8 protein-coding genes and 1 pseudogene are annotated in these 15,330 nt (G+C 73.0%); 7 read left to right on the forward strand and 2 right to left on the reverse strand.

The window, feature by feature from the left end; translation table 11 throughout:
* Window positions 1-11 precede the first annotated feature (11 nt).
* Window positions 12-893, forward strand: coding sequence for a hypothetical protein (locus tag G3I77_RS29230; protein WP_248508298.1), 882 nt, complete (start codon window positions 12-14; stop codon window positions 891-893).
* Between the two features lie 35 nt (window positions 894-928).
* Window positions 929-5,560: a hypothetical protein gene (locus G3I77_RS29235; RefSeq protein WP_248508299.1), complete on the forward strand. Its 4,632-nt coding sequence runs from the start codon at window positions 929-931 to the stop codon at window positions 5,558-5,560.
* Here G3I77_RS29235 and G3I77_RS29240 read toward each other — a convergent pair.
* Both G3I77_RS29240 and G3I77_RS29250 read right to left on the reverse strand, forming a co-directional pair.
* A pseudogene (locus G3I77_RS29240) lies at window positions 5,555-5,719 on the reverse strand (GMC oxidoreductase); the annotation flags it as partial. The gene G3I77_RS29235 and the pseudogene G3I77_RS29240 sit on opposite strands and share 6 nt — an antisense overlap.
* A gap of 374 nt (window positions 5,720-6,093) precedes the next feature.
* On the reverse strand, window positions 6,094-6,657 hold the full coding sequence (locus G3I77_RS29250) for a hypothetical protein (RefSeq protein WP_282574118.1): 564 nt from the start codon (window positions 6,655-6,657) through the stop codon (window positions 6,094-6,096).
* Window positions 6,658-7,076: 419 nt separating this feature from the next.
* Here G3I77_RS29250 and G3I77_RS29255 point away from each other — a divergent pair, with 419 nt between their 5' ends.
* The 5 genes from G3I77_RS29255 to G3I77_RS29275 are packed head-to-tail and all read left to right on the forward strand — an operon-like array spanning window position 7,077 to window position 15,290.
* A complete protein-coding gene (locus G3I77_RS29255; RefSeq protein ID WP_248508301.1) occupies window positions 7,077-10,157 on the forward strand; it encodes a nitrate- and nitrite sensing domain-containing protein in 3,081 nt (1,026 codons plus the stop codon).
* Window positions 10,154-10,588 carry a roadblock/LC7 domain-containing protein gene (locus tag G3I77_RS29260; protein WP_031109090.1) on the forward strand — a complete coding sequence of 145 codons (435 nt, stop codon included), beginning with the start codon at window positions 10,154-10,156 and terminating at the stop codon, window positions 10,586-10,588. The genes G3I77_RS29255 and G3I77_RS29260 overlap by 4 nt, the downstream gene beginning before the upstream one ends.
* Window positions 10,589-10,597: 9 nt before the next feature.
* The gene (locus tag G3I77_RS29265; protein ID WP_031138790.1) at window positions 10,598-10,993 is read left to right on the forward strand and encodes a DUF742 domain-containing protein; all 396 of its coding nucleotides are present in this window, start codon (window positions 10,598-10,600) and stop codon (window positions 10,991-10,993) included.
* Window positions 10,994-11,017: 24 nt separating this feature from the next.
* Window positions 11,018-14,704 carry a hydantoinase B/oxoprolinase family protein gene (locus tag G3I77_RS29270; RefSeq protein WP_248508302.1) on the forward strand — a complete coding sequence of 1,229 codons (3,687 nt, stop codon included), beginning with the start codon at window positions 11,018-11,020 and terminating at the stop codon, window positions 14,702-14,704.
* Window positions 14,685-15,290, forward strand: a complete 606-nt coding sequence (locus G3I77_RS29275) for an ATP/GTP-binding protein (protein WP_248508303.1) — start codon at window positions 14,685-14,687, stop codon at window positions 15,288-15,290. The genes G3I77_RS29270 and G3I77_RS29275 overlap by 20 nt, the downstream gene beginning before the upstream one ends.
* Window positions 15,291-15,330: the final 40 nt, after the last annotated feature.

Raw genomic sequence — 15,330 nt, forward strand, 5'->3', positions numbered from 1 at the left:
GAGTCCCGACCGTGAGCGAGCATGTCGAGTGGAGCGAGCCGGACGGACCGGCCCCTGCGGCCGGCGCCGCCGTCACTCCCGCTGACGCCGCCGACGCGGCTCGGCTCGTGTCGTTCGGCCTGCAGCCGAAGTTGCAGCCCGCCCGCGACCAGGAGTACGCGGACCTGCTGCGGCGGTACCGCGAGGACCCGCCGTTCGCACGGCTCGCGGACGCCGTGGCGACCGGTCTGGGGCTGATCGTGCTGGAGGTGTCCCCGCGCGCGGGCATGGCCGTGACCGCCGCCGAGGACTCGGTGTTCGCCGTCCGCATGGGCGACTACGCGCGTCGTACGTCCGCCGACGGCGGCGACCGGTTCCTGCACGGGCTCGCCCATCTCGCTGTCGCCGCCATGGCGTTCCCGCGCCCCGAGGACCTCGCCGACGACGGCTACATCGGCCGGGTCTCGGTCAACGGCGTCGACGCCTTCGTGCGTCAGGCCTGCCGCCGCCTGGAGGAGCGCGCCGAGGAACAGGGCGAGAACACCGACCCGGCGACCGACGCGCCCGGCCTGGAGGCCGCCTGGCGGATCTGGGTGCGGCGCAGCGCGACCGGTGCCACCAAGGACGCGCGCCGCCTGGCCGGTTCGACCACCGGCATCGTCGCCAAGGCCGTCGCGTTCCTCACCGAATCCGGATTCCTGCAGCGCACCGGCGACGACCACGGCGGCACGTACCGCACGACCGCCCGCTACCAGCTCCAGGTCCGCGACATGGCCGGCGGCGCCGCCATGGCCGAGCTGCTGGAACTGGGCGTCGTCCCGGTCACCGACGGCACACCGACGCTGCTGCCCGCCGAGGAGAGCGACGACCTGGAACTGGTCGCCGACGCCGGGCTGCCGTTCCACTCCTCCTGAACTCCCCATCTCACGAAGATTTACGAGAGTCCGCCATGTACGAGCTGTCCCGGGTCCGCCTCTACTCGATCGGGCCCGCCGGTGCGCGCTACGCCGACACCGTGCTTGACCTGCGGGGGGTGGGTGAGATCGTGCCCGACCCCGCGCCCACACAGGCGGAGTTCTTCGAGGAGGAGCCGGCCGGCCCGCCGCGCCGGCCCGCGCCCGCGGGCGTGCTCTTCCTGGAGAACGGCGGCGGCAAGTCGGTGCTGCTCAAGCTGATCTTCTCCGTGATGCTGCCGGGCCACCGCAACACCCTCGGCGGCGCCAGCTCCGGCGTACTGCGCAAGTTCCTGCTCGCCGACGACTGCGGCCACGTCGCGCTGGAGTGGCAGCACGTGCTCACCGGCGAGTGCGTCGTCGTCGGCAAGGTCAGCGAGTGGCGCGGGCGCCAGGTCTCCAACGACCCGCGGAAGTTCGCCGAGGCGTGGTACTCCTTCCGCCCCGGGCCCGGGCTGAGCCTCGACAACCTCCCCGTGGCGGAGGCCACCGCCGTACGGGCCCCGGTCGAGGGCCAGTCCAGTGCGCGCGGGCGGCGCCGCACCATGAAGGGCTTCCGGGACGCCCTCACGGAGGCGGGCAAGACCTACCCGCACCTGGAGGTGCACTGGGAGGAGACCCACGACCGCTGGATCGAGCACCTCGGCGACCTCGGCCTCGACCCCGAACTCTTCCGCTACCAGCGGGAGATGAACGCCGACGAAGGCGAGGCCGCCGGTCTCTTCGCCGTCAAGAAGGACGCCGACTTCACCGACCTGCTGCTGCGTGCCGTCACCGACACCCGCGACACCGACGGGCTCGCCGACCTGGTCAGCGGCTTCGGCAACAAGCTGGGCCGGCGCGCCGAACTGATCGCCGAGCGCGACTTCACCGCCGGGTCCGTCGACCTCCTCGGACGGATCGTCGAGGCCGCCGAGGCCCGCTCCCGCGCGCGTGACGTCCACGCCGGAGCCGAGCGCCGTACCCGGACCCTGGCCCGCAGGCTGTCCGCGCGCGGAGTGCGGGAGCGGGTCCGGGCCGCCGATCTGGCCCAGCGGGTCACCGCCGCCGCGTACGCCGTCACGCACGCCGAGGCGGCCCGCGAGCGCAGCGCGCTGATCTCCGCCGAACTCGCCTACCGGCACGCCTCGCTGGCGCTCGCCGGGGCCGAGAAGTCCGCCGCCGCGCAGAAGCGCGAGCTCGCCGACGCCCGCACCCTGTACTCGGCGTGGCAGGCCGCCGAGGCCGTGCTGCGCCACCGTGCCGCCTCCGACCGCGTCACCCGTGTGTCCGCCGCGATCCAGGAAGCCGAGCGGGACGCGGCGCCCGCGCTGGCCGCCCGTTCCAAGGCCGCCGTCGATCTCGTACGGGCCCTGCACGCGGCCGCCGAGAAGGCCGAGAGCCACGCCAACGAGGAGGAGGAGCGCTCCGCCGCCCTGCAGGAGGTCAGCGACGTGGCCTACCGGGACTCCACCGCCGCCGCCACGCAGGCGCAGCGCGCCCGCAGCGAGGTCGGTCACCTCAAGCAGCGCCTCGCCGAGGTCGAGCAGGAGACCGCCGAGGCGGTGCGGGCGGGCTGGCTCGACGACTCCGCGCCCGACGCCGACCCGGCCCGTGCGGCCCTGGCCGCCAGCGACGCCGAGAAGACCGCCGTGGCGGCCTGGGACGCGGCCCGCGAGGCATCCCACCGGGCCACGGAACACGCGCGCGAAGCCGCTTCCACCGAGACCCGCGCGGAACTGACAGCGGCCCGCGCCGCCGACGCGGCCACGGCGGCCGAGCGCTCGTACGAGGCCGAGCGCCGCACCGCCGAGGCGCTGGCGGGCGAGGAGCGGCTGGCGGAACTGCTCAGCCTGACCCCGCGGACCCGCCCGGGCATCCCGCAGCCCCGCCACGGCACGGACGGCGACCCCATCGCGCCGCCGGTGTCCGGCGAGCAGGGACTCACCCCCGAGGAACTCGACCGCTTCGCCGACGACCTGCGCGACCTGCTCGACGACGCCGTCTCCTCAGCCGAGCGGCAGCTGTTCGAGCTGCGTACGGCCGCCGCCGACGACTCCCGGATCCTCGGCGCGCTCGGTGACGGCGGGCTGCTGCCGCCCGGCCCGGACGTGCTGGCCACGGTCGAGTTCCTCGGCGAGCACGGCATCCCCGCGCTGCCCGGCTGGCGCTATCTCGCCCAGGCCGTCGACCCGGCCGACCACGCGCGCGTGCTGGCCACCCGGCCCGAACTCGTCGACGGCGTGATCATCACCGACCCCGACTCCCACGCACGCGCCCGCGAGGCCCTCGGCGACGCGGCGCTGCTGCCCCGTTCCGCCGTGGCCGTCGGCACCGCCGCCGCCCTGCTCGCCCCGACCCCGGCCCCGGACACCGACAGCGGCGACGTCTTCCTCGTGCCGCCGAACCCGGCCATGCACGACGAGCACGCCGCCGACGAGGAGCGGCAGGCGCTGCGCGCCCGGGCCACCGAGCGGGACGAGGAGATCCGCACGCTCGCCGCCCGGCTCGGCAAGGACCGCGAGCTGGCCGCCCGGCTCGCCTCCTGGCGCACCGGCTGCCCCGCCGGCCGGCTCGCCGAACTGGCGCAAGCGGCGCACGACACCCGCGAGTTCGCCGAGGAGTCGGAGGCCGAACTGGCCGAGGCGCGCACCGTGCGAGCCGAGGCCGACGAGGTCGCCGCCGAGGCCGCGCGCGTCCGGGACGAACGGCAGGAGGCCGCCCAGAAGGCCCGCCGCTCCGCCGACGCCCTCGCCGGGCTCGCCTTCCGGCTGCGCGAGCGGGCCGGCTGGCAGGTCAAGCTGCGCGAACTGGCCGACGAAGCGGCCGAGTCCGAGGCGAGCGCCCAGGCCTGCCTGGAACGGGCCCGGGCCGCCGACGAGGACCGGCGTGCCGCCCAGCGCGCCGCCGACGACACCCGCCGCACCGCCCGCGCGCTGCGCGCCGAGCGCGCCGAGATCGCGGGCGCCCCCGACGACGTACCCGAGGACGACGCCCAGACCCCGAAGGCCTCCCTGCCCGCCCTGCGCGAGGCCTACCGGGCCGCGTCCCAGCTGTACGAGAAGGTCGGCGTGGGCGCCGACCTGCGCGCCGAGCAGGCCCGTGCCGAGAGCGACGAGAGCGCGGCCCGCGCGGAGCTGGACCGGCTGAGCAACAGGGTCCGCACGCGCGCGGAGCAGCTCCTCGAATCCCCCGACGGCTCCGACGGCCCCAGCCGCCAGGCCGCCGCCGCCCGGGCCGAGGAGCTGGTGCAGCTCCTGGAGACCCGCATGTCGACCGCGAGCGAGCAGCTCGGCCGGCTGCGCGGCGAGGCCGAACGCCTCGCCCCCGCCGACGACGGCGAGACGCACACCGACCTGCCCGAGGACCGCCGGCCGCGCGACGCCGAGCACGCGCAGACCCTGCTGCGCACCGCCACGGCCGAACTGGCCTCCCACACCGAGGCGCTGAACCAGGCACGCGACGCGCACGCCGAACTCCTCGACGCCCACCGCGCCGCCGAGGACGCGGCGAGCGGCTTCGACGAGATCGCCGCCATGCTCCGCGACCTGCTCCGCGAGCACGCCACGGACGAGGAGCACGAAGAGCCCGAGCCCTACCCCGGCAGCCCGGAGGAGGCCCGGCAGGCGGCCGCCGAGGCCCGCCGCTCGCTGCGCGGCTGTGCCGCCGACCTGTCCGCCGCCGAGGCCGCCGTCCGCGAGGCGAGCGACATCCTCGTCCGGCATGCCAACTCCACGCGCTACGAGCAGGTCCGCACCCCGGCCCGTCAGCAGATCCGCGAGCTGCCCGCCTCCGCGCTGCCCGAGCACGCCCAGAAGTGGGCCGACGCCTTCGCGCCCCGGCTGCGCGTCCTGACCGACGAACTGGAGCAACTGGAGCGCAACCGCGACTCGATCGTGGACCGACTGCGCGGCCTGGTCGAGTCGGCCCTGGCCACCCTGCGCTCCGCCCAGCGGCTCTCCCGGCTTCCCGAGGGTCTCGGCGAGTGGTCCGGGCAGGAGTTCCTCCGCATCCGCTTCGAGGAGCCCGACCAGGCCACCCTCACCGAGCGGCTCGGCGAGGTCATCGACGAGGCGACCCGCGCCGCCGTCAAGAAGAACTCCGACCTGCGCCGCGACGGCATGTCCCTGCTGCTGCGGGGCGTCGCCGCGGCCCTGCAGCCCAAGGGCGTCGCCGTCGAGATCCTCAAGCCCGACGCCGTGCTGCGCGCCGAGCGCGTCCCCGTCGGGCAGATGGGCGACGTCTTCTCCGGCGGCCAGCTCCTCACCGCCGCCATCGCCCTCTACTGCACGATGGCCGCGCTGCGCTCGAACGACCGGGGCCGGGACAAGCACCGGCACGCCGGGACGCTGTTCCTCGACAACCCCATCGGCCGCGCCAACGCCACATACCTGCTGGAACTCCAGCGGGCGGTGTCGGACGCCCTGGGCGTACAGCTCCTGTACACCACAGGCCTGTTCGACACCACCGCGCTGGCCGAGTTCCCCCTGGTCATCCGCATGCGCAACGACGCCGACCTGAGGGCGGGCCTGAAGTACATCAGCGTCGAGGAGCACCTGCGCCCGGGCCTGCCGCGCGAGGCTCCCGCAGGGGAAGCCGTCCACAGCGAGATCACGGCGACCAGGATGTACAAGCGTCCTGTGTCATGAGGAGGGGGCGTCCTCCCGCAGGAGATCGGCGCACTTCCCGCCGATCATCATGGCCGTGATGCAGGGGTTGACGGTGACGAGGCCGGGCATGACCGACCCGTCGGTGGCCCGCAACCCCGCCGCCCTCTTGACCCGTAGCCACGCGTCCAGGGGGCCGAGCCGAGGGTCGCCGTGACCAGCCTGCTCGCCGGACGTACCGCCGAGACCGCCGTCGCGGTGCCCTGCTTCTGGTCCGGCCAGTACGGCGCCCGCATCCAGTTCGCCGCCGGGCGGGGGACGGCGACACCGTCCGCGTCACCGAGGGCGAACTCCGCGACGGCGCACCGGTCGAGGGAGCCTTCCTCGCCCGGTACGAGCGGGACGGCCGTACAACGGCCCTACTCGCCGTGGACCGCCCACGTCCCTTCATGCGGGCGAGACGCGCGTGGGAGGAGCAGGCGCAGCCGGTCCCTACGGTGAGGAGCCTCCGGCTCGGGCCTCGGCCCGGCGGCCGCTCCCGAAGCCGGTCACTTCGCCACCGCCGGCGCCATGCCTCACGAGTGGGACAACTGCCCCGCTCCACCCCGCCGGCGTATCCGCTCCTGTGCCCGCTCGGCGGCACGCTCCTGCCGCCTGGACCGGCGCCGCTCGCGCCGCAGGGCCCGCGCCGTGCTGCTCGGGACGGACACCACGCCGTTGCGCTGGTTCCAGACCTGGCGCGTCACCCACACGTCGAGCGCTCCCCAGGTGGCCGCGATGGTGCTGACCACACTGCTGATCACCATGGGGAACGCCAGCCAGGACCCGGCCATCGTGCACAGGAAGGCCACCATCGCCTGGATCAGCGTCACGGCTATGAGGAGGACCGCCCGCACCGCCGCTGTCCGCACCGGATCCGGCAAGCGGCGCCGCCGCGCGGGCTCCTCGACCCACAGGGGCCGGTAGTGCCGCTGCTCCCGAGCGCCGCGACGCACCTCTTGAGTCAGAACACCCGTCTCCTGTCCCGAGGGCTCCGCCACGCTTTCGGGAATGTCGCGATCGGTCGCTTCGGGATCCCGATGTCCCGTCAGCCGCGCCCCACCCACCCTGGGCGCACCGCGCCGTTCCGCCGTGCCCATCACCGTGTCACTCCCCACCGCCAGCAGACCGCTCGCTCGCATCCGAAGACCCGTGCTCCCCAGTGGCTGCCCGGCTTGCGCTGTTTTACGCCGCCCAGGTGCGGGACGCGGCTCCTGTGGCCGATTCCGCCCCCGTTTCCCGTAGAGAAGGACGAGCAACTCCTCACGAAGATTCCCAAGAATCGAAAAGTTTCAGCCAACCGCATTGGCGGAGTTCGGGGATTGGCCCGCGCCGCGACCACCGGTTTCGGGGAGACAATTCCCGCAATGCCCGGACAACTCGCCATGCCTTGTGGCTGGCGCGGAAGTTCAGGTTCCGGACCGGTCTTCGAGTTCCCTGTGGGTCGGTAGTAGGCTCGCGCCGTTTGTTGACGCACATGTGTACCCCCGGTAGCCGGGGGCCCGAGCTGGGGGAGGCCATGCGCTTTCGCGGGAAGTCCATCCGCCGGAAGATCGTGGCGCTGCTTCTCGTGCCGCTGGTGTCCCTGACCGCGATCTGGGCCTTCGCCACGGTGCTCACGGGACGTGAGGCGGGCGACCTGTTCAACGTGTCGTCCGTGGTGGAGAAGATCGGTTACCCCATCGAGGACACTGTCCGCGTCCTCCAGGAGGAACGCCGCCAGACCCTCGTCTACCTCGCCGACCCCCGCGCCTCCGACGGGCTCGCCGCGCTCCGGCGCAGCCGGACCGCGACCGACGAGGCCGTCGGCGGCATCCGCGAGAACGCCCGGAACCCGGACGTGCGCGACGCGATGGGCGCGGACACCGACGAGCGTCTGACCGCCGTCCTGGACGCCTTCGACGGCATCGAGTCGCTGCGCCGCAGCGTCGAGGACGGCACCGTCAACCGCACCCAGGCCCTCGACCTCTACAACCGGCTCGTCGACCCCTGCTACGTCCTTCTCGCCAACCTGCACGTGGTCGACAACATCGAACTGGACAAGCAGTACCGCGCGCTGGTCAACCTCGCCCGCGCCCGCGAACTGCTCTCCCGCGAGGACGCCCTCCTCGGCTCCGCCCTGATCGTCGGCAGGATCTCCCACTCCGAAGAGCGGGACATCTCCGACCTCGTGGCCCAGCGCACCCTGATGTACGACGTCAACCTGCCGCTGCTGCCCGTGGCCGAGCGCGACCGCTACCAGAGCTTCTGGAAGAACGCCTCCTCCGCTCCGTTGCGCGTGGCCGAGGAAGCCGCCGTCTCCTCCGGGGCCGGAACCCCCCGCGGCGTCTCCGCGAAGAGCTGGGACAGCGCCGCCGGTAATGTGCTCGACGAGCTCGGCACCCTCAACGACCAGGCCAACGACCGCTACCAGGACCGCGTCCACCCCGTGGCCGTCGGCGTCATCGCCAAGGCGGTCATCGCCGGCGCACTCGGCCTGATCGCGCTCCTGCTCTCCCTCTTCCTGTCCGTACGCGTCGGCCGCACCCTCATCCGCGATCTGCGGCAGCTGCGTCTGGAGGCCCACGAGGCGTCCGGAGTGCGGCTGCCCAGCGTCATGCGCCGGCTCTCCGCGGGCGAGCAGGTCGACGTCGAGACCGAGGTCCCGCGCCTCGAATACGACAAGAACGAGATGGGCGAGGTCGGCCAGGCCCTCAACACCCTGCAGCGCGCCGCCGTCGAAGCCGCCGTCAAGCAGGCCGAGCTGCGCTCCGGCGTCTCCGAGGTTTTCGTCAACCTCGCCCGCCGCAGCCAGGTCCTGCTCCACAAGCAGCTCACCCTGCTCGACGCCATGGAGCGCCGGACCGAGGACACCGAGGAACTCGCCGACCTGTTCCGCCTCGACCACCTGACCACCCGCATGCGCCGGCACGCCGAGGGCCTCGTGATCCTCTCCGGCGCCGCGCCCTCCCGTCAGTGGCGCAAGCCCGTCCAGCTCATGGACGTCGTACGCGCCGCCGTCGCCGAGGTCGAGGACTACGAACGCATCGAGGTCCGCCGCCTGCCACGGATCGCCATCAGCGGCCCGGCCGTCGCCGACCTCACGCATCTCGTGGCCGAACTCCTTGAGAACGCCACGGTCTTCTCGCCGCCGCACACCGCCGTCCAGGTCCTGGGCGAGCGCGTCGCCAACGGCTTCACCCTGGAGATCCACGACCGTGGCCTCGGCATGGCCGCCGAGGCACTGCTGGACGCCAACCTCCGGCTCGCCGAGACGCCGGAGTTCGAACTCTCCGACACCGACCGGCTCGGCCTGTTCGTGGTCAGCCGACTCGCCCAGCGCCAGAACGTCCGGGTCTCCCTGCAGCCCTCCCCGTACGGCGGCACGACCGCGGTGGTCTTCATCCCCGACGCGCTGCTCACCGACGACGTCCCGGACACCAACGGCATCGGGTTCCGGCTCGACCGCCCCCAGCTGGCTCCGGAGAGCGAACCGCAGGACAGCCGCCGCACCGCGCTGTCCCAGGCGTCCGCGCAGCGCCCCGGGCTGCCCGCCTCCCTGCTGGACGGTCCGGTCGAGCTGGAGGCCCCCGTCGGCCTGGACGCCATCGGAGACTTCCCCGGCGCCCTCGAGGACGAGGACAGCGAACACGGCGGCCTGTTCCGCACCCGCCACTCCCTCACCCGCGCCCCGGACGAGACCGCGGGCCGCCGCACCGATCCGCGCCAGCAGGCCGCCGACGCCCGCAGCGCGGGGGACCGGACCGACAGCGACGACGAGGTGAGTGCTCCGGTCCCGCTGCCCCGCCGCCACACCCCCAAGCTGGTCAGCTCGCACGGGCGCCCGGTCACCGAGCAGCGCCCCCGGCGGGGGAAGGCGGACGAGGAGACCACGACGGCCACCGGCCGAACGGAGTCGAGCCCCACCTCCGCGCTCCCGTCACGCCGCCGGGGCGAGGAACCCGCGGGCGGCCGGGCCATCGGCCGGTCGGGACCCGAACCCGCGTCCGCCCTTCCGGCCCGGCGGCGCACCGAGAACTCCCCGACCGGCAGCCGTCGGGGCGACGCCCTGCCGGACGCACCGCCGCCGCTGCCCGCCCGCCGTCGCGGGACGGACTCCACACGCCGTGGCATCGGCGCGGCCGGCCGCACCGACGACCACACCGAGTCCCCGGCCTCGCCCGGCAGCGCCGCCGGCGACCGGTCGGAGCCGTCCGCTCTTCCCAGGCGGACCCGCCGCGCGGAGATCGCCGCGAGCGGCCCGGACGCACCCGACCACGGCTCCGGCTCCACGTCGCAGACCACCGGAAGGCCCTCGCGCCAGGAGACAGGCTCAGGCGCCATGCCCCAGGAGACCGGCTCCGCACCACAGCCCGGTTCCGCCACCGCGCCGCTGCCCCGGCGCGTCCGGCAGGCCAACCTGGCCCCGCAACTGAAGCGGAGCTCGGAGCCGCGTACCGAGGACAGGGCCGAGCCCGCCGAACGCGACGCCGAGGAAGTACGCAGCCGCATGGCATCGCTCCAGCGTGGCTGGCAGCGCGGCCGTGAGGAGAACGCCGCGGGCGATGCCGCCCACAGCGGCACAGCACCACAAGGAACGACAGAGGGGGACGGTCGATGACCGCACCGAAGGCGACCGGCCACACCGCGACCATCAAGGGGGAGCTGAACTGGCTCCTCGACGACCTGGTGGACCGCGTCGCGAGCATCCGCAAGGCCCTCGTGCTCTCCGGCGACGGTTTGCCGACGGGCGTGTCCAAGGACCTGACCAGGGAGGACAGCGAGCACCTGGCCGCCGTCGCCTCCGGCTTCCACAGCCTCGCCAAGGGCGTGGGGCGCCACTTCGAGGCCGGCAACGTCCGCCAGACGGTCGTCGAGCTCGACGACGCCTTCCTGTTCGTGACGGCCGCAGGCGACGGCAGCTGCCTCGCCGTCCTCTCGGACGCCGACTCGGACGTCGGCCAGGTCGCCTACGAGATGACGCTCCTCGTGAAGCGGGTGGGCGTGCATCTGGCCGCCGCTCCGCGCACCGATCTGCCCGCAGGCGGGTAGTGGGATGACATGAGCGCTGACGGTCAGGGAAGAAGCCACTGGTTCGACGACGAGGCCGGACCGGTCGTCCGTCCGTACGCCATGACCCGCGGCCGCACCAGCAGCCAGGGCCAGCACCGTCTGGACCTGATCGCGGTCGTGGTCGCGGAGCCGCACGCGGACGATCCGGAAGCGGACCACATGCTCTCCCCGGAGCATGTGGACATCGTCGAACTGTGCCGCGACATCCCGCAGTCGGTCGCCGAACTCGCAGCGGAACTCGACCTGCCGATCGGAGTGGTACGGGTCCTTGTCGGAGATCTCGTGGATGCGGAATTCGTCCATGTGAACCGGCCCGTACCCCCGGCCGAGCTGCCGGACGAGAGTATTCTGCGCGATGTGATCAACGGCCTCCGGGCGCTGTGAGCAGCGCGGAAGCGGGGTACTGACGTGACTGGCTGGCAGTTCTGGGTGGACCGAGGCGGCACCTTCACCGACGTCGTCGCCCGACGCCCGGACGGCCGGCTGCTCACGCACAAGCTGCTCTCGGACAGCCCGGCCCGCTACGCCGACGCCGCGGTCGAGGGCGTCCGCACCCTGCTGGCCGGTTCCGGCGACCCCGTCGACAGCGTGCGCATGGGGACCACCGTCGCCACCAACGCCCTCCTGGAGCGCAAGGGCGAGCGCACCCTGCTGCTCATCACCCGTGGCTTCCGTGACGCCCTGCGCATCGCCTACCAGAACCGCCCGAGCATCTTCGCCCGCCGCATCGACCTGCCCGAGCTGCTGTACGAACGGGTCGTCGAGGTCGACGAGCGCATCGCCGCCGACGGCACCGTCCTGCGCGCCCCCGACCTGGACGCCCTCGCCGGGCCGCTCCAGGAGGCGTACGACGACGGGATCCGCGCCGTCGCGGTGGTCTGCATGCACAGTCATCTCCACCCGGCCCACGAACAGGCCGTCGGGGAGCTCGTCACCCGCATCGGCTTTCCTCAGATCTCGCTCTCCAGCGAGGCCAGCCCCCTGATGAAGCTCGTCCCCCGCGGGGACACCGCCGTCGTCGACGCCTACCTCTCGCCTGTGCTGCGCCGCTACGTCCGGCACGTCGCCGACGAGCTCGAGGGCGTACGGCTGATGTTCATGCAGTCCAACGGCGGCCTCACCGAGGCCGGGCAGTTCCGCGGGAAGGACGCCATTCTGTCCGGGCCGGCAGGCGGCATCGTCGGCATGGCCCGCATGTCGCAGCTCGCCGGCTTCGACCGGGTCATCGGCTTCGACATGGGTGGCACCTCCACCGACGTCTCCCACTTCGCGGGCGCGTACGAGCGCGTCTTCACCAGCCGGATCGCCGGCGTCCGGCTGCGCGCGCCCATGCTCGACATCCACACGGTCGCCGCCGGTGGCGGGTCGGTCCTGCACTTCGACGGCTCCCGCTACCGCGTAGGGCCGGACTCGGCGGGCGCGGACCCGGGGCCCGCCTGCTACCGAGGCGGGGGACCGCTCGCCGTCACCGACGCCAACGTCATGCTCGGCCGGATCCAGCCCGCCCACTTCCCGAAGGTCTTCGGCCCGACCGGCGACGAGCCCCTCGACGAGGCGCTCGTCCGGGACCGCTTCACCGCCCTCGCCCGCGAGATCGGCGAGCAGACCGGCGACGACCGGACGCCGGAGCAGGTCGCCGAGGGCTACCTGCAGATCGCTGTCGCCAACATCGCGTCCGCCGTGAAGCGGATCTCCGTCCAGAAGGGTCACGACGTCACCCGATACGCCCTCACCACGTTCGGCGGCGCCGGTGGTCAGCACGCCTGCATGGTCGCCGAGTCCCTCGGCATCCGCACCGTCCTCGTGCCGCCCATGGCCGGAGTCCTGTCCGCACTCGGCATCGGCCTCGCCGACACCACCGCCATGCGCGAGCAGTCCGTCGAGGCCCCCCTGGAAGCCGCCTCGATGCCCGGCGTCCGCAAGACCGCCGAAGACCTGGAAGCGGCGGCCCGTGACGAACTCCTCGCCGAGGACGTCCCCGAGGAGCACATCGAGGTCACCCACCGCGCCGAACTCCGCTACGACGGCACCGACACCACCCTCACCGTCGAGCTGACCGAGCCCGGAACGATGCGGCACGCCTTCGAAGAACGTCATCGCGCCACGTACTCCTTCACGCTCGACCGCCCGATCGTCGTCGAAGCCCTCTCCGTCGAAGCCACCGGCATCACCGAACCCCCCGATCTGTCCGCTCTCGCTCCCTACGAAGCCACCCCCGACGGCAGCCCCGGCCTCGGCCCCGCAGCGCCCCGGACCGTCCGCCTCCACACGGGCGGCGCCTGGCGCGACGTACCCCTCCACCGCCGCGAGGACCTTCCCCCCGGCGACACCGTCACCGGCCCGGCGATCATCGCCGAAGCCGGTTCCACGACCGTCGTCGACGACGGCTGGCAGGCCGCGGCGAACGACGACGGGCATCTGGTCATGGAACGCGCCGCGATTACGCAGAGTTCCGATCTCGACACGAAAGTCGACCCGGTTCTGCTTGAGGTCTTCAACAACCTCTTCATGTCGATCGCCGAGCAAATGGGCGCCCGCCTCGAATCCACCGCCCAGTCCGTCAACATCAAAGAGCGTCTGGACTTCTCCTGCGCGCTCTTCGACCCGGACGGAAACCTGGTGGCCAACGCCCCGCACATCCCCGTCCACCTGGGCTCGATGGGCACGAGTGTCAAGGAGGTCATCCGGCGGCGGGGCACCCGCATGCGCCCGGGCGACACCTACGCCGTCAACGACCCGTACCACGGCGGCACCCACCTGCCCGACGTCACCGTGATCACCCCGGTCTTCGACACCACACCGTCGACCGACACGGAGAGTGACACGGTGAGGGACACGGAGAGCGACCAGGCGATCCTCTTCTACGTCGCTTCACGCGGCCACCACGCCGAGATCGGCGGCATCGCCCCCGGCTCCATGCCCGCGGGCAGCCGCACCATCGAGGAGGAGGGCGTTCTCTTCGACAACTGGCTGCTCGCCGAGAACGGCCGATTCCGCGAGGCCGAGACCCTCCGCCTCCTCACCGAAGCGCCCTACCCCTCCCGCAACCCGAAGACCAACCTCGCCGACCTGCGCGCCCAGATCGCCGCCAACCGGAAGGGCGTCGACGAGGTCGGCCGCATGATCGAGGACTACGGCCTCGATGTCGTCCAGGCCTACATGAGGCACGTCCAGGACAACGCCGAAGAGGCCGTACGCCGCGTCATCGACGCCTTGGACGACGGCGACTACGCCTACGAGACCGACGCCGGAGCCGTCATCCGCGTGGCCGTGCGCGTGGACCGCGAGAACCGGGCCGCGACCATCGACTTCACCGGCACGTCCGCGCAGCTCCCCACCAATTTCAACGCCCCCTTCTCGGTCGTCAACGCGGCCGTCCTGTACGTCTTCCGCACCCTCGTCGCCGACGACATCCCCCTCAACGACGGCTGTCTGCGCCCCTTGAGCATCGTCGTCCCGCCCGGCTCCCTGCTCGCCCCCGAACCGCCCGCTGCCGTGGTCGCCGGCAACGTGGAGACCTCCCAGGCCGTCACCGGCGCCCTCTACGCGGCGCTCGGTGTCCAGGCCGAGGGCTCCGGGACCATGAACAACGTCACCTTCGGCAACGAACACCACCAGTACTACGAGACCGTCGCCTCCGGCTCCGGGGCGGGCGACGGCTTCCCCGGCGCACCCGTCGTCCAGACCCACATGACCAACTCCCGCCTCACCGACCCCGAGGTCCTGGAGTGGCGACTGCCCGTGCGCCTCGAGGAGTTCGCGGTCCGGCGCGGCAGTGGCGGTGCCGGCAGGTGGCACGGCGGGGACGGCGCCGTACGCCGCATCCGCTTCCTCGAGCCCATGACCGTCTCCACCCTGTCCCAGCACCGCCGAGTCCCCCCGTACGGCATGGCGGGCGGCGAGCCGGGCGCTCTCGGCGCAAACCGGGTGGAGCACGCCGACGGCACGGTGACCGCACTCGGCGGCAGCGACTCCGCGGACCTCGTCACCGGCGACGTACTCGTCATCGAAACCCCCGGCGGCGGAGGCTACGGCCCGCCGCCGCCCGACCCCCATCAAGCAGGAGAAGAGATCGATGATCTTCGGGCGTTCTGAGCGCGGCAAGCCTCCGGTCGAGCCCGTCACGCTCAAGATCCTGGTGGCCGGCGGCTTCGGCGTGGGCAAGACCACGCTCGTCGGCGCGGTCAGCGAGATCAGGCCGTTGCGCACCGAGGAGCTGCTCACCGAGGCCGGGCGCCCGGTCGACGACACCAGCGGCGTGGAAGGCAAGAACACCACGACCGTGGCCATGGACTTCGGCCGCATCACCCTCCGCGAGGACCTCGTGCTGTACCTCTTCGGTACGCCAGGCCAGGAGCGGTTCTGGTTCATGTGGGACGAGCTCTCCGAGGGCGCGCTCGGTGCCGTCGTGCTCGCCGACACCCGCCGGCTGGAGGACTGCTTCGCCGCCATCGACTACTTCGAACGGCGCTCGATCCCGTTCCTCGTCGGCGTCAACTGCTTCGAAGGCGCTCCCCGTTACCCGATCGAGGACGTCCGCCAGGCCCTCGACCTCGACGAGGACGTGCCGCTCCTGATGTGCGACGCCCGCGACCGCGAGTCGGTGAAGGAAGCACTCATCGGCGTGGTCCAGCACGCCATGGCGTACGCGGCCGACCGCCGCGAGGCTGTGACCGGCTGACGCCGCCCCGCCTGCGAACGCGGCCCGTACCCCCGCCGAC

It is taken from the genome of Streptomyces sp. D2-8, from assembly GCF_023184515.1.
GTDB lineage: Bacteria > Actinomycetota > Actinomycetes > Streptomycetales > Streptomycetaceae > Streptomyces.

Excerpts from the sequence above, each read along its gene's own strand:
- G3I77_RS29235 (WP_248508299.1), top strand. The coding sequence starts at position 929 with ATGTACGAGCTGTCCCGGGTCCGCCTCTACTCGATCGGGCCCGCCGGT.
- G3I77_RS29250 (WP_282574118.1), bottom strand. The coding sequence starts at position 6,657 with ATGGGCACGGCGGAACGGCGCGGTGCGCCCAGGGTGGGTGGGGCGCGG.
- G3I77_RS29255 (WP_248508301.1), top strand. The coding sequence starts at position 7,077 with ATGCGCTTTCGCGGGAAGTCCATCCGCCGGAAGATCGTGGCGCTGCTT.
- G3I77_RS29260 (WP_031109090.1), top strand. The coding sequence starts at position 10,154 with ATGACCGCACCGAAGGCGACCGGCCACACCGCGACCATCAAGGGGGAG.
- G3I77_RS29265 (WP_031138790.1), top strand. The coding sequence starts at position 10,598 with ATGAGCGCTGACGGTCAGGGAAGAAGCCACTGGTTCGACGACGAGGCC.
- G3I77_RS29275 (WP_248508303.1), top strand. The coding sequence starts at position 14,685 with ATGATCTTCGGGCGTTCTGAGCGCGGCAAGCCTCCGGTCGAGCCCGTC.